This window comes from Pseudoalteromonas sp. AS84, assembly GCF_038900255.1.
GTDB lineage: Bacteria > Pseudomonadota > Gammaproteobacteria > Enterobacterales > Alteromonadaceae > Pseudoalteromonas.
In genome coordinates this window covers 98346-112464 of record NZ_JBBMQY010000002.1, presented here as the reverse complement: position 1 = coordinate 112464, position 14119 = coordinate 98346, and the positions used below count along the sequence as shown (strand labels likewise).

The window sequence follows — 14119 nt, the reverse complement described above, 5'->3', positions numbered from 1 at the left end:
AACCCCTTATGATCCCAGCTAAAAAGCTGCTAAACACCATAACCGAACATTGGGGTGTATTAGAGCTATTATTTAAACGTTTTAAAATGGCTGACTTTAGCCTAAAAGACGTACAAAACGCGATTAAGCAAAAGCAGCCTACGTGGTCAAACGAACGTATTTATAAAGAAACAAATCGTTTGTTAAACCAAGATATTTTAATTCCACTGGCTAAATCCTCACAGCTTGAAATAAATCGTGCCATTGCCGACTTTGCTACTTTTTTACTGCAAGAAGAACATTTAGGCTTAGCGCAAGAAATTAGCGTATTAGTCGACGACCTTGCACGTTTAGGAAATCGCCTAGATAACGCTGGCGAAATAGAAGACTTTGACGATTTACGCCGCTACAGCCGCATTATGGATGATCGGGTGCGTAAAATAATGAAGCTCTATACGCACAACGAAAACGCTATTTTAAATATTGTTGAACAAGCTAAATCTAATAATGCGGTGCAATCGCTGCAAAAGCGTTATAAAGCGGTAATAGAAGCGTTTGACGAATACATAGAGCCCATGCTTGAAATGATTGATATTCGTGGTGAATTTCATGCGTGTTTTACCCTCATTGAAGAGCAAATAAGTAAGCAAATACTGCACATTGAGCGCTCAGGTAAAGCGTACAACGACAAACGTATGCTTGAGCAATTACGTACCCGTATACTCGAAATGCATTTAGTAGGTAGAGAAAGCTTGCGTAAAAGTGCCGACATGCTTATGCCGCTGCGCGAAGAGTTACGCCGTAATAACTTAATTACTCGCCAAGCAGCCAAAGTACTTGGGCTTGTGCGCAAAAATGGCGTAGACAACATGCTAAGTGCGGTGCAGCCACATTTTGTGAGCGACGCACAGCGATATTCACTTGGTCAGCAACGCCATATTGTGGCTTACATGGCAAGCTTGGTTGAATTTGAACACGAAGAATACCAATTGCCAGATCAACAAGACGTGCCTGCATTTGTTACGCCTAATATTCCTGACTACAACGATGTTAAAACCAGCTTTGCTAAGCGCTTTAATAAAAAACGCAAAAAGCCGCAGCCCTTGCTGCAATTTTTAGACGAAAGCTACCCAGATCTCGATGCCGACGAAATGCTATTTTTGTATCAAAAATTAGTTAGCGACAGCGATATTAAAATAATTCAAAGTGATGAAAAAGCCCGCGTAAAAATTGCCGGTCAGCACTTTTCTTTATATCCATTTAATTCAGAGCCTCAGCCAGATTCAAAGGCAGGTAAATAAACCATGACACACATAAACTTAGACGAGCTAACCCATCTACAAACCATAAATAAAAAATTAGTAGCGGGTTATCACATTTGCGAGCAAGACAACGTAATGTGGCAAGAGCTTGACCAACACATAGAAGACTACACCGCCCTATTTACCGCCCTAGGTAACGATTTAAAACGCGACAGCCGTGGCTTTTATTATTTTGGTAGCGACGAGAGCACACCAAATATGGGCAAAATATCTCGCGCTATCGCGCTTACCATTTACATTTTAATTGAGCACTACGCCAATACGGGTAAAGACCCAATGCGCGCATTGTTTGACGACATAAACGATTTAGAGCTTATGCAAACGCTGGTGCAAATTAACAAACATTTGTTTGATCAGCTTGAGATATTTTCGGGATCGGACCTGCGCAAAGACGTATACCTGCGCATGGTGCGCTTAGGGTTAGCCCGTGAAGTAGAAGGCGGCTTTATGCTACAAGCGCCAATTCACCGCTACATAGATGCACTCATGGAAGTAAACGAAGAAACCTACGTTACAGAGGACGAGGAATGAAAAATCTATACGGACTAAGTAAACTCGCCCTACTTAACACCGCAGGCTATGCAAAATGTGTGATCCCGCTTGATAAAAGCAGCTCTATTTGCGCGCCCAATAACACAGGTAAAAGCTCGGTTATTAACGCCTTGCAGTTTCCGCTTATTAACGATTTACGCTTAACAGAATGGGACGGACACGATTTAGATGAAACCCGTAAGTTTTATTTTTCATCCGATCAGTCGTACATTTTACTCGAAGCTAACTTGCCTCATGGCTCGGTAGTAATTGGTGTTGCAGGACTTGGTAAAATTGCCGGTTATGCGCATCAGTACTTTTGTTATCAAGGAAAGCTTGATTTAGAGCAGTACACGCAAGGTAAAACCATTATTAAATTTACCAAGCTGTTCAACCATTTAAAATCACTTAACTACAATCCTATTGAGTTAAAAGCACAAGAGCTAAACGCGCTATTGACTGGTGGCGCAACGCCTTTTGATGGCGACATAAACTTAAAAATGATCCCGCTTAATAATGTGCAAGACTCCTCTATTTATAAAGAAATATTTAGACGTATTCTTAACTTACATAAATTAGGCGCAAGCGACGTAAAACGCTTTATGCTACGCGTGTTTGAACGCCATATGTCAAACTCTAAGGTCGACTTTTATGAAGTATGGCGTCGCTCGTTTGATAAAGTAAACCGCTCAAAACGCGAATTAAAAGCCCTTGAGTCAATGCAAGAGCCTATAGCCGCGCTTGAATCAATGCTCGAAAACCAAACCGTGCTTAAAGGTAAATTAGCGGCGTACGCACCTAAAATTGACCAAGCACTGATTGATTTTGATACCTATCAAGAGTCGCAACTCTCTGAGCTTGCCATAGCGCTTGAAGATATAGAGCACGAAAAACACGAATTTGAGCAAAAGCAAAGCCTATACGTACAACAATCGCGCGATATAGAGCGCAGACAAACTCAAATTGAGCAGTGGTTTTTAGATTACGATGCGCTTAAAAGTGAATTTGAACTGGTAAATAAAGCCACGCTTAAAACCAGCCTGACTCAGTTAAAGCAAGATTACGAGTCGCTTTCGCACTCTATAACCAGCGCACAAGGGCAAAGCCTACATACGCTTGACTACCGCATTAGCGAAACACAAAAACAAATTAAGAGCTTAAAGCTGCAACTTAAAAACCTTGAGTTTAATTTGTTTACCCGTATGCGCGAAGACCTCTCGTTAAAAGAAGTAGAAGAAATATCGCGCATTTTAAACCCAGATATTCTCTCGTTTGCGACCACCACCAATGGCGATATAACCATTGATGACGAAGACGCATTTGGTGAGTTTTTATCGCTATTAAGTGAAAACGTTAAAGGCGGTGTACTAACGCTACCAGGTGCGAGCATTAAGCTTAAAAAGCTATCCCCTGTACAAATGCAAAGTGGCGAAAACAAAGAGCAATTAACCGCTCAGCTCAGTGCACTTGAGCATTCACTTAAAGAGTTTAAGCAACAGCGCGATGTTGCTGCAAACGTTGCAGATAAGCAAAAAGAAAAAGACGAATTATACGATGAGCTAATGAGCGCTGAGAGCGCCCTAAAACGCTTAGAGCAGTTTGAGGTAATGCAGCAGTCGGTTGAAGCGCAAGCCATGCTAAAAGAGCAGTTATTAGCTGAGCGCGAACAAGTTGACGACTACCTGCAAGATATTCAAAAAAATAGTGGCTCAATTGCCGACCGCCGCTCGTTAATTAAGTCAAAACAAGAGCAAATTAATCGTCAAACTGAGCGTCTGCGCCAAGTTAAGAGCGAGCGAATTGATCACACGCTTGATTTATACAGCGGTAAAGTAACTCCATACATGATTGATATTACAGTCGACTTTGATAACTTAAGCGACCTTGTTCATCACTTTAATAAAGACTGCCAAGAGCTGCGTAATTTTGACATAAACGTACGCAACACCTATTTGCATGTATATAACGCAGGTATTACTAAATTCGACAATGAAAACGACGAGTTTACAAAATATCAAAAGCTAATTAGTGCCTTTCATAATATTGATAACGAACGCGATGCCGTTGAGCGCCAAGCGCGTGTTGCGCTTACCGAAGTGGCTGCAACTATTAAAGGCTTGCGAGAAGATTTAGACCGCCTTCGCCGCGAAATGAATAGCTTTAATAAAGGCATAAGCCAGCACCGTATTTCAAACCTGCAAGCGTTTAAAATTAACGTAATACCTCGCAAAATGCTGGTTGATAGTATCGATACCATTATCAGCACGTCGCATCAGTTTGAGCAAGGTGACACGCTTGATTTACTTAGCCAAGAACCGTACAGCGAAAGCGCGGTAAACGAAGCGAAAGATCACTTAATAAAACTCGCCTCAGATAAAGCGGGCTTAACACTTACCGATTTATTTGATATTCGATTTGAAGTGGTTAACCGCGCAGGTGAAACAGAGCACTTTGAAAAAATAGATTCGGCGGGGTCAAACGGCACACGTATTACGATTAAGTTATTGTGTGGCATGTTGTTTATTCGCTACTTATTAAGTGACCAGGAACAAAACCTATACCGTATACCTATTTACATAGATGAAGCGGCTGATATCGATCCACAAAATCAAAAAGCAATTATAGAAACCGCACTAAGCTTTGGTTTTGTGCCTATATTTGCCTCAGTTAAGCCACAAATAAGTTGTGACTACATTGTGCCGATTCGCTCGGTAAAAGACGGTGCACAAAACTGGGTGGATGAAAAAGATTGGATAGAAGTTGAACATTAAACATTTAATGACGACTAATTAACAGAGGTTAATTAGTCGTTCAGCCCTAGCAATTAGACTAATATTTAGGACGTTTAAATAATACACATTTAAACTATGTGTGTTATTTTAAATTAATGCATTTTATTGGAGCAAACGTAATGAAAAATATACTTATTGTTGCAGCGCTAGCACTACTTACAGCCTGTACACAAACCCCAGATTGGGATTACGATAAATCAGCTAACTTTAGTAATTTTAAAACATTTGCTTGGGTAGAAAACGCCAGCCTAACTAAAGACACAAATAACTATCAAATAAATGGCCTAATGGAAAAGCGTGTTCGCACTGCCGTAAACGCAGAGCTGAGCCAAACATTAGGTATGAGCTTAGTTGATGCAGCACAAGCTGATGTGCTTGTTAATTATCATGCATCGGTAGACAAAGAGCTTGAAGTAGATACATTTAATGTAAACTACCGCCCGCATTGGGGTTATTGGGGTACTGGTTTTCAACGTGATACAACCGCGCGTGAATACGAAGTGGGTACGTTGATTATTGATATTGTAGATCGTGAATCTAACCAGCTTGTATGGCGCGGTGCGAAAGAAGGTCGATTAAAGAAAAATCAATCGCCAGAACAACGTGAAGCATCAATTAATAAAACAGTCAGCGAAATTTTAAGTAACTTCCCGCCGCAAAAGCAGCAGTAAGTTTAAAGTTTATTTTGAAAAAGCTCACAGGTTTGTGAGCTTTTTTGTGTCTGTTTGTTTTTGGGACTTTTAAAATAAAGTAATTACGAGCTGCGCTCGTCACGTCAGCAAGCTGCACGTCTACAAAAAACACCGCGTTAAATTTACGATTTATACTTATGCAGTAACTCAAGCGGTATATGGCAATAGTCATCAGGATGATTAGTTAAGCGGTCTTGATGCTCAGGATCGCTTGGCACGTAGTTAGTTAGCAGCTCTACTCCTACCACAATTTTATCAGCATCACTTCGCTGGCTTATATAATTGCTAGCAACCTCTAAATGATCTTGGCTTTTGCTATAGATGGCAGTGCGATATTTGGGGCCTACGTCATCCCCTTGTTTATTAATGCTGTATGGGTCAATAATTTCAAAAAAGTAGTCATACAGCTTATTTAGGCTAACGACTTTTGGGTCAAAAATTACCTTTACGCATTCGGCATAACCATCGTATTCGCCGTTAGTGGTTTTACTTGTACCATTAGCGCGCCCTGCTTCAGTACTTATTACGCCTGGTAAGTGCTTTAAAAATTCTTGTACGCCCCACAGGCAGCCACCAGCAAAGTAAATAGTATTTTGTTGTGTCGTATCCATTATAAATGTTACCCAATAAATAAAGTGTAAATGGTTATCAAATGCAGTTATTAACAAATTAATGTACAATCGCGCACAAAATGACTGCAGTTACATTTAGTTATTTTATCATGCTCAAATATAAGCTTTGAAATTAATTGTAACCGCAGCTACAAATAAAAAATGATGAGAAACACATGAATCGCACACCACACATTATAATACCTGCAATATTATGCAGTGTTACTGCATTTGCTAATGCTAATGCTAATACGCTATCTGATGAGTCGGCAATCGAAAAAATAACAGTTGAGGCATCGCCCACTGCAAACACATTACCTGTAGGTACATTTGACTCTCCAGTATCTAATTTAGAGTATGACCCACGTGTTGATTTACAATCACGTAATATGGCTGAAGCGCAAGCCGATGTAACTATACGCGGTGGTATTTTTGAAAACACCGGCTTTAGGATTGGTAGTGCTACTTTACTTGACCCACAATCTGGGCATTACTTTGCTGAAATTCCTATTGCACCGCAAATGCTTACCGGCCCTCATATTTTAACAGGCGCAGACAACGCGCTTAATGGGGCTAATAGCTCTGTAGGCACTGTATCGTTTGGCTGGAAACCAATTAGCACGGGCGGCAGTGTATCGGTAGGTACTGGCACAAACGATTTTAACTTACAAAGCTTACATGCAGGTGTGAGTATGCCCCTTGAAGGCGCAAAGGATTGGAAGCTTGGTTTTGAAGGTGAGATTTCTCACTCACAAAGCGATGGCACTATTGATAACGGCGATCACGACTTTACGCGTGCATCGGGTCGCGTTCAATTAGCTAGCGCTGATTCTCAAACAGATTTATTTTTTGGCTCACAAGATAAGTTTTTTGGTTGGCCAAATTTGTACACTCCATTTGGCGTTAACGAAACAGAAGAGCTAGAAACCCGCTTATTAATGCTAAACCATAAGCAAAATTATGCACAGGATAGTAACTTTGAAGTGTCGGCATATTACCGCACACACGACGATCATTATATTTACTCTCGCGAAAATCCAAGCGCTTTTGAAGCGTTTCACAAAAGTGAAGTTAAGTCGTTAGCGCTATCGGGGCATCATGCTCAAAGCGATGTATTTGCTGTAAATTATTCAGTACAGTTTATTGACGACTCAATTGAATCTACCACGCTTGAAAACAACTTTACCTCTCGTAAGTATTATAAATTAAGCGTATTACCTGAATACAAAATGGCGCTTGAGGGTAACAAACAACTTACATTTCGTTTAGGTGCTGCGTTTGACGATACAAATAGAGACGACTCTGAACTGTCACTTATTGGTGATATAACGCTTAATACACATAACAGTAAAGGTTTTGAGCGCACGTTTTATTTATCGTACGCAGAGGCAAGCCAAGTAGCAGGCTATACCGCCATTGGCGGAAGTGATTCAGGCGGGTTATTTAGAAGTAATTACACCCTTGAGCGCGAAACGACTAAAAGCCTAGAGCTAGGTTTATTAGTTGATGAGCAAACTTGGCAACTTAATTCGGCTATTTTTTATCGCAAAGATGACAACTTAACCGATTGGACGTTTAATTTTGATTCAAGCTCTGCGCGCTTTGCAAACCCTGTAGATATAAATACGACGGGCATTGAGTTCTTAGCAACTAAACACTTTGAAACCACCGAAATTGTAGCGAGTTACACCTACCTTCATAAATCAGAAAATTACGGTGCGGCAGATATTGACGCTAGTTTTTACGCATTAAACTTCCCTGATCACCGCCTAACACTCGGCGCAGTGTGGAATCCTACTGATATATTGCAGTTTAGAATAGATAACGAGTGGCGCAAACAGCACGAAAATGCGCTGCGCGGTAGTGACGACGATGCTTTATTTACTCATTTAACGTTAAAAATTACGCCGCCAATGCTAAAAAACTTATTTATTACTTTAGCAGCAGATAACCTATGGGGTGAATCGTTTGAAGAGATACCTGGTACACCAGGGCGAGGTGAGCAATATACGTTAAGCGCAACGTATAGTTGGTAGAATTGAGCTATCACATTCAAAGACCTGTTTATTTAAAACAGGTCTTTGAATAAATATTTAGCAAAAAATAAACGGCATACTAAATATTAAGAGCTTTGATTACTCAGCTTATATTGAACCAGAACGACATTGTCTTTTTCTTAGCTCATTATCAATTTGTAAAGGGCGACTAAGCTCATCTGTAAGAACCTGCGAAACAACCGTACCGGTTTCAACTTCTTGTATCCAGATTGATATTTTATCCCCTTCCCTTTTTCTATTTAGCATGTAGCTTTTATCAGAATCTAAATTAACGTTAAAATTAACAAAAGCTTCTTTTTGACTATTTAAAACATCAGGGTTTGAAACACTCGCCTTTACCCATAAATCATGCTCACCACTGATATACTGCTTTGGTTCAGCCCATTGTGTAGGTTTTTTGTTAAAGCACATCAAGTGGACATATTCTAGATCTACTCCCTGCTCTCTTTTAAAGTTTTCGAGTCTAAAGTGGTCTTCTTTAATATCGGTTTTAATGGGTAAGTTTGAACAACCTAATAAAGTCACACCTAATGTAAATACTGTAAGTAAATTTTTCATTTTTCTTTCCTTTTAAAAACTAAGATTGAACGAAATCACCTATAGATGAGATGTATAAAAAGCATCTTACAATTTCCCATATTAGCAACAAAATTAAATATGTCTAATATTTCACCATTAAATAAATTAACGACTGCTTTTAATAGCTTTGTGAAGATTTTTATTTTTATAAATAATATATGTAAATAGATGTGTATTAAAAACGAAAATTAAGTTAGCTCTTCAAGCTCTGTAATAAGCGCTAGAGCTTGTGCATTTGTTGACCCGCACACATCAAGCATAGCGCTAAAATCACTACATACTTTAGGTCGGCTTGAATCACCAAACAACTTACATAAATTACGTTCGTCTAGCTGAATACAGCGCTCTCCGGCCTTTTTACCATTTGGCATACCTGGAATAGGCGAACTAATACTTGGCGCAATACAACATGCACCGCAGCCTAGCCTGCAACTCATCGATTCGGTTTTCATAATATCCTCTGAATAAAACACACTTACTTTAATTCCTTTTTAGGAACGTAATTAGCCGCATGTTGAGTTGTAATGTACATATGTAATGCTTTGTTACATCTTAAAACGCCTTGTAAACACTTTATTGCGTATTATTGCTCTGTCACCATCAATTATGAAGGAATGCCTTGTGGCTACTACAAAACAAATAATACTCCCAATTGCTGTTTTAGCAGGCGGTATTGCTTTAGCTTTCGCCTTTACGGCAATGAAAAAACCACCGGAAGAAAAGCCAGAGCAAGATTTACGCCCTTTAGTTGCAACACAAAGCATACTTTTAGATTCTATAACGCTCGATGTTAAATCGTACGGCATTGTTAAACCAAAGGACCGTACCGAGCTGATAGCACAAGTTAGTGGGCAAGTTATTTCGGTATCAGATCAATTTGTTGAAGGCGCGTTTGTAAAGCAAGGCGATATTTTAGCACGAATTGATGCAAATGATTACGAGGCAGACTTTATTGAAGCGCAAGCAGGTTTAGCACAAGCAAGCTCAGCACTTGAAATAGAACGCGCACAAGCACACGTAGCAAAAGCTGAATGGGAGCGTATTAAATCGGACTCAAGCGAAGCTATTGCCTCAGAACTTTATTTACGTAAACCACAACTGGCCGAAAAACTAGCGCGTTACCGCTCAGCTCAAGCAAGTGTTAAACGTGCTAGCCGCAATCTTGAACGTACTTATATTAAAGCCCCTTATGATGCCATTATTAATGAGCGCACAATTAGCTTAGGCTCCGTAGTAAACCCAGGTAATAGTTTTGGTGCATTAAGTGCGACATCTGTTGCAGAGGTACGTTTACCAGTTGCCGACCAAGAACTGCAATATTTAAAAAATGGCGGCGTAGGCTCAAATGTTACATTTAACGCAGAATACGCGGGTAAGCAAACAATGTGGCAAGCCAAAGTAATTCGCACCGAAGGTGTGGTTGATCAAACAAGCCGTATGAGCTATTTGGTTGCACAACTTGCAACTCCATACGGCGATAAAACACGCCCTCTTCGTTTTGGTTCATATATTAACGCTACCATTGAAGGTCGCCCGCTTGATAACGCGATTATTGTTGCGCACCATTTAGTTAAAGATAATAAAATTGTAATTTTAAATGACGATTTAACATTGTCGTTTAAAACCCTCAATATTATACGCGAACAAAACGGCATGATTATAGCCAGCCAAGGGTTAAAAAATGGCGAGCAAATTGTTACCTCAGCGCTTGAGTATCCAACAGAAGGTATGGCAGTAAAAGTTGAAGATATTGCGCCTGATAAAACTGATGTAACTCAACTTGCGCTGAAAGAGGAATAATCATGAACACTCGTGAAACAGGGTTAATAGCATGGTTTGCCCGAAATCCCGTTGCTGCCAACCTACTAATGATATTTATATTAGTAGGCGGTATTTTAATGGCGATGACGATTCGCAAACAAATGTTCCCACAGTTTGAAAGCAACTGGATAAGCGTACAAGCGGTTTACCCAGGGGCTGCCCCGCAAGAGGTTGAAGAAGGCATAACCATAAAAGTTGAAGAAAACCTCGAAGGTATTGAAGGCATTAAACGCCTAATTACGTACTCTAACCGTGGTTTTTCACAAGCATGGATTGAAATAGAAGAGCAATACAATCCACAAGAAGTACTTGATGAAATTAAAGTACAAGTTGATTCAATAAACACCTTTCCTGCGGGGATGGAGCGCCCTGTTGTTCGCCGCGATAAATTTGAGCAAGAAGTAATGATACTTGCGCTTTATGGCGACATGAGTAACTACCAGTTAAAAGAGCTTGGCAACGATATAAAAGACGAGTTACAAGCACTGCCTCACGTTAACCTTGTTAATTTTAACGGTGGCTTAGAGTACGAAATTGGTATAGAAGTCAGCCCCGATAAACTGCGCGAATATGGCTTAACATTTAGAGATATTGCAGGCGCTGTGCAAAACTTTTCGGCCAATATGTCAGCGGGGCAAATACGCTCTGAAAACGGTTATATTTCGATGCGTGTTGAAAAACAAGCCTACCGTGGTTTTGAGTTTGAAAAACTCCCACTTATTACCCTTGCTGATGGCGCACAAATTTACTTAGGCGATGTAGCCACCATTAACGATGGCTTTGAAGAAGGCTTACAGTATTCAAAATACAATGGTAAAAACTCACTCTCGTTTGAAGTTAACGCATCAAAAGATCAAGATATTACCGATGTAGCAAAAGTTCTTAAAAGCTACATGGCCGCTAAAGAGCCACTTTTACCAGCAGGCGTTAAGCTCTCCCCTATTGTTGATTTAACTTATTACCTTGAAGGTCGACTCGATATGATGGTCGATAACATGATTTGGGGTGGTTTGTTAGTAATGATAGTGCTGGCACTATTTTTACCGCTACGCTTGGCATTTTGGGTAATGATGGGTTTACCGGTGTCTTTTCTGGGCGCCTTTTTGTTTATGCCCATTGGCTTTTTAGATGTAACAATTAACCTAGCCTCTCTTTTTGCCTTTATACTTGTGCTCGGGATTGTAGTGGATGACGCCATTGTTGTGGGCGAATCAGCCAGTGCCGAAATAGAAAAATACGGTCATACACTTGATAACGTTGTACGCGGTGTAAAACGTGTTGCGATGCCAGCAACCTTTGGTGTACTGACGACTATTGCGGCATTTTTACCACAAACACTCGCAACTGGCCCTGGCGCTGCTTTTTCTAAAGCAATTGGTGGCGTTATTATTTTATGTTTGATTTTTTCACTCATTGAATCAAAACTTATTTTACCTGCCCATATTGCAGCAATGAACCCACGTAAACCAAATCCTAAAAACCTATTACATCGCTTACGTATGGTGATTGATAGTGGTTTAAAAGGCTTTGTGAATAACTACTACCTTCCTTTTGTTGGCCGCTGTATTCACTATCGCTATACCGTAATTGTTGGCTTTATGTGTTTGCTTATTGTAAGCGCAGGTATGTTTGCAGGTGGTTTAGTTAAGTTTGTACCAAACCCTAAAATACCGCACGATTTTCCGCGTATTGATATAGAAATGAACCTAGCTTCATCTGAGCAAGCAACGCTTGAAACCGCACGTAAAATTGAAAGCGTGTTGTTAAAGGTCGATCAGCAACTACAAGAGCAATACGGTAAACCGATGATCCGCGATTTATCGGTAAGCCTTCGCGGACGAACTGAAGCAAATATTATGGCTATTTTGGTAGAGCCTGATTTACGCCCTATCGACACCTTTGCTCTAAGTGCATTATGGCGCGAGCAAATGCCCGCTTTACCGGGCATTAAAACCATGACCATTCAAGACAGTATCATGAATGGCGGTCGAGATGATGGCGACGTTAGCTTTAAACTTGAAGGCAAAAATGCTGACGAGCTAAAAGAAGTGGCTGGTAAATTAAAAGCTAAATTACAAACAATGGAAGGCGTTGGCGACGTAAACGATTCAATGCAAAGCGCTACCGACGAAGTGCAACTTGATTTAAAACCACTCGCTTACAGCATGGGTTTAACGCTTGCTGATGTCGCATCGCAAGTAAGCTTTAGTTACTACGGCTTAGAAGCACAGCGAATATTGCGTGAAGGCGAAGAAATTAAAGTCATGATCCGCTATCCAGAAGACGAACGTAACTCAATAAGTGATATCGCAAGTGTGCGTATTATCACACCTACTGGTGCTGAAGTTCCGTTAAGTGAAGTAGCCGAAGTTAAACTAGTTGACGGTGTAAACCGTATTCGCCGCGAAAACTCTAAACGTACTGTAAACGTATGGGCTGCGGTAAATACCGACCAAGCCGAACCATTTGCAATTGCAGAAGAAATTCGTGATGAGTACTTACCAACATTACTTGAAAGCTACCCTGGCGTTACAAGTGATGTAGCTGGGCGCATTCAAGAAGAGATGGATAGCGCTTCAGAGCAGCTTCGTGATTTTGGTATATCAATGATGATTATATTTGCCTTGTTAGCCATTCCGCTTCGCTCTTACTCGCAGCCACTTATTATAATGTCGGTTATTCCGTTTGGTGTAGTTGGCGCGATGTTTGGGCATATGATTTTAGGTATGACCATGAGTAGCTTATCTATGTTTGGCATTATTGCTGTAGCGGGTGTGGTCGTAAATGACTCCCTCGTTATGGTCGATTTTATAAACAAAGCCCGCGCTGAAGGTGTTTCGATTAAGGATGCTGTAATGCAAGCCGGTGCTCGTCGCTTTAGAGCAATATTACTTACCTCAATCACTACCTTTATTGGTGTAATGCCAATTATTTTTGAAACGAGTTTACAAGCTAAAATTGTTATCCCAATGGCTGTATCACTTGCTTTTGGTGTGTTATTTGCCACAGTAATTACACTGATACTTATACCGTGCCAGTATGTTGCACTAGAAGATGCTAAACGATTAGTACGTAAAATGCGTGGCAAGCCACCACTAGTAGATGCCCAACCAGCGCCTACTCACAGCTAAATTAAGTAACATCCCAACCAAAAAAGCTCGGCATATTATGTCGAGCTTTTTATTTGAAATAACTATGAACCAAGTGTAAGTTATTATTTCGCATTCAAAAAAGACTTTATTAAGATGGCACAATGGCACAATGGCACAATGGCACAATGGCACGATGAGAAAACAAAAATCAAAGATATCTTTGATGCAATTAGAAATTTTGGATTAGTCGGTCTAATTTTTTATACATCTACAATTAGCTTTTTAAGAGCTAATTCATCTGAATCACTTAGCTACATCTACTTATCAATTAGCATTATTTTATTGTTGTTATCATTCTACTTATATTACTTGAATATTAGCTCTTTTTATAAAACAGTTAAAAGAGAATATAAAGCTAACAATGTAGGGCATCTATTCTATATTTTAATGCCAGCATTTATGCTTGTTTTAAGTATTCAAGTTTATATCCTAACTACTGTAGAAATTAAATTAAAAGATGGTAGAAACTTGAGTGAACTAACGATAAAGGACATATTAAATTTTGATAATAAAGAAATATCTTCAAGAGAATAAGTATTTGGGCTTTATTAATAATTCGATAAAAAGAGAGAAAATATTGCTC

General features: G+C 39.9%; 11 protein-coding genes. 8 read left to right on the top strand and 3 right to left on the bottom strand.

Going from position 1 to position 14119, the window contains the following annotated elements; genetic code table 11:
• Positions 1-8: 8 nt before the first annotated feature.
• The 4 genes from WNY79_RS02870 to WNY79_RS02855 all read left to right on the top strand — a co-directional run bounded on the left by WNY79_RS02870 (position 9) and on the right by WNY79_RS02855 (position 5295).
• On the top strand, positions 9-1280 hold the full coding sequence (locus WNY79_RS02870) for a hypothetical protein (RefSeq protein WP_170070695.1): 1272 nt from the start codon (positions 9-11) through the stop codon (positions 1278-1280).
• A 3-nt stretch (positions 1281-1283) separates the two neighbouring features.
• On the top strand, positions 1284-1832 hold the full coding sequence (locus tag WNY79_RS02865; protein ID WP_342875066.1) for a hypothetical protein: 549 nt from the start codon (positions 1284-1286) through the stop codon (positions 1830-1832).
• Positions 1829-4603, top strand: a complete 2775-nt coding sequence (locus WNY79_RS02860) for an ATPase (RefSeq protein WP_342875065.1) — start codon at positions 1829-1831, stop codon at positions 4601-4603. Before WNY79_RS02865 ends, WNY79_RS02860 begins: the two co-directional genes overlap by 4 nt.
• Positions 4604-4743: 140 nt before the next feature.
• Complete coding sequence (locus WNY79_RS02855) at positions 4744-5295, top strand: DUF4136 domain-containing protein (RefSeq protein ID WP_166420701.1); 552 nt, start codon at positions 4744-4746, stop codon at positions 5293-5295.
• Positions 5296-5438: 143 nt separating this feature from the next.
• Here the strand turns inward: WNY79_RS02855 and WNY79_RS02850 are convergent, their stop codons facing one another.
• Positions 5439-5927, bottom strand: coding sequence for a peptide-methionine (S)-S-oxide reductase (locus WNY79_RS02850; protein ID WP_342875064.1), 489 nt, complete (start codon positions 5925-5927; stop codon positions 5439-5441).
• Positions 5928-6103: 176 nt separating this feature from the next.
• Here WNY79_RS02850 and WNY79_RS02845 point away from each other — a divergent pair, with 176 nt between their 5' ends.
• Positions 6104-7963 (top strand): TonB-dependent receptor, encoded by a 1860-nt coding sequence (locus WNY79_RS02845; protein WP_342875063.1) that lies wholly within the window; start codon positions 6104-6106, stop codon positions 7961-7963.
• A gap of 108 nt (positions 7964-8071) precedes the next feature.
• Here WNY79_RS02845 and WNY79_RS02840 read toward each other — a convergent pair whose 3' ends face one another.
• On the bottom strand, positions 8072-8542 hold the full coding sequence (locus WNY79_RS02840; RefSeq protein ID WP_342875062.1) for a hypothetical protein: 471 nt from the start codon (positions 8540-8542) through the stop codon (positions 8072-8074).
• A gap of 209 nt (positions 8543-8751) precedes the next feature.
• Positions 8752-9015: a YkgJ family cysteine cluster protein gene (locus WNY79_RS02835; RefSeq protein ID WP_342875061.1), complete on the bottom strand. Its 264-nt coding sequence runs from the start codon at positions 9013-9015 to the stop codon at positions 8752-8754.
• Between the two features lie 169 nt (positions 9016-9184).
• On the opposite strand from WNY79_RS02835, the gene WNY79_RS02830 reads away from it, so the two are divergent.
• The 3 genes from WNY79_RS02830 (at position 9185) to WNY79_RS02820 (ending at position 14070) form a co-directional block, all read left to right on the top strand.
• Positions 9185-10363, top strand: a complete 1179-nt coding sequence (locus WNY79_RS02830) for an efflux RND transporter periplasmic adaptor subunit (RefSeq protein WP_024599525.1) — start codon at positions 9185-9187, stop codon at positions 10361-10363.
• A gap of 2 nt (positions 10364-10365) precedes the next feature.
• On the top strand, positions 10366-13515 hold the full coding sequence (locus tag WNY79_RS02825; protein ID WP_342875060.1) for an efflux RND transporter permease subunit: 3150 nt from the start codon (positions 10366-10368) through the stop codon (positions 13513-13515).
• Between the two features lie 114 nt (positions 13516-13629).
• Positions 13630-14070, top strand: coding sequence for a hypothetical protein (locus WNY79_RS02820; protein ID WP_342875059.1), 441 nt, complete (start codon positions 13630-13632; stop codon positions 14068-14070).
• Positions 14071-14119 lie beyond the last annotated feature (49 nt).

Excerpts from the sequence above, each read along its gene's own strand:
- WNY79_RS02870 (WP_170070695.1), top strand. The coding sequence starts at position 9 with ATGATCCCAGCTAAAAAGCTGCTAAACACCATAACCGAACATTGGGGT.
- WNY79_RS02865 (WP_342875066.1), top strand. The coding sequence starts at position 1,284 with ATGACACACATAAACTTAGACGAGCTAACCCATCTACAAACCATAAAT.
- WNY79_RS02860 (WP_342875065.1), top strand. The coding sequence starts at position 1,829 with ATGAAAAATCTATACGGACTAAGTAAACTCGCCCTACTTAACACCGCA.
- WNY79_RS02855 (WP_166420701.1), top strand. The coding sequence starts at position 4,744 with ATGAAAAATATACTTATTGTTGCAGCGCTAGCACTACTTACAGCCTGT.
- WNY79_RS02850 (WP_342875064.1), bottom strand. The coding sequence starts at position 5,927 with ATGGATACGACACAACAAAATACTATTTACTTTGCTGGTGGCTGCCTG.
- WNY79_RS02845 (WP_342875063.1), top strand. The coding sequence starts at position 6,104 with ATGAATCGCACACCACACATTATAATACCTGCAATATTATGCAGTGTT.
- WNY79_RS02840 (WP_342875062.1), bottom strand. The coding sequence starts at position 8,542 with ATGAAAAATTTACTTACAGTATTTACATTAGGTGTGACTTTATTAGGT.
- WNY79_RS02835 (WP_342875061.1), bottom strand. The coding sequence starts at position 9,015 with ATGAAAACCGAATCGATGAGTTGCAGGCTAGGCTGCGGTGCATGTTGT.
- WNY79_RS02825 (WP_342875060.1), top strand. The coding sequence starts at position 10,366 with ATGAACACTCGTGAAACAGGGTTAATAGCATGGTTTGCCCGAAATCCC.
- WNY79_RS02820 (WP_342875059.1), top strand. The coding sequence starts at position 13,630 with ATGGCACAATGGCACAATGGCACAATGGCACAATGGCACGATGAGAAA.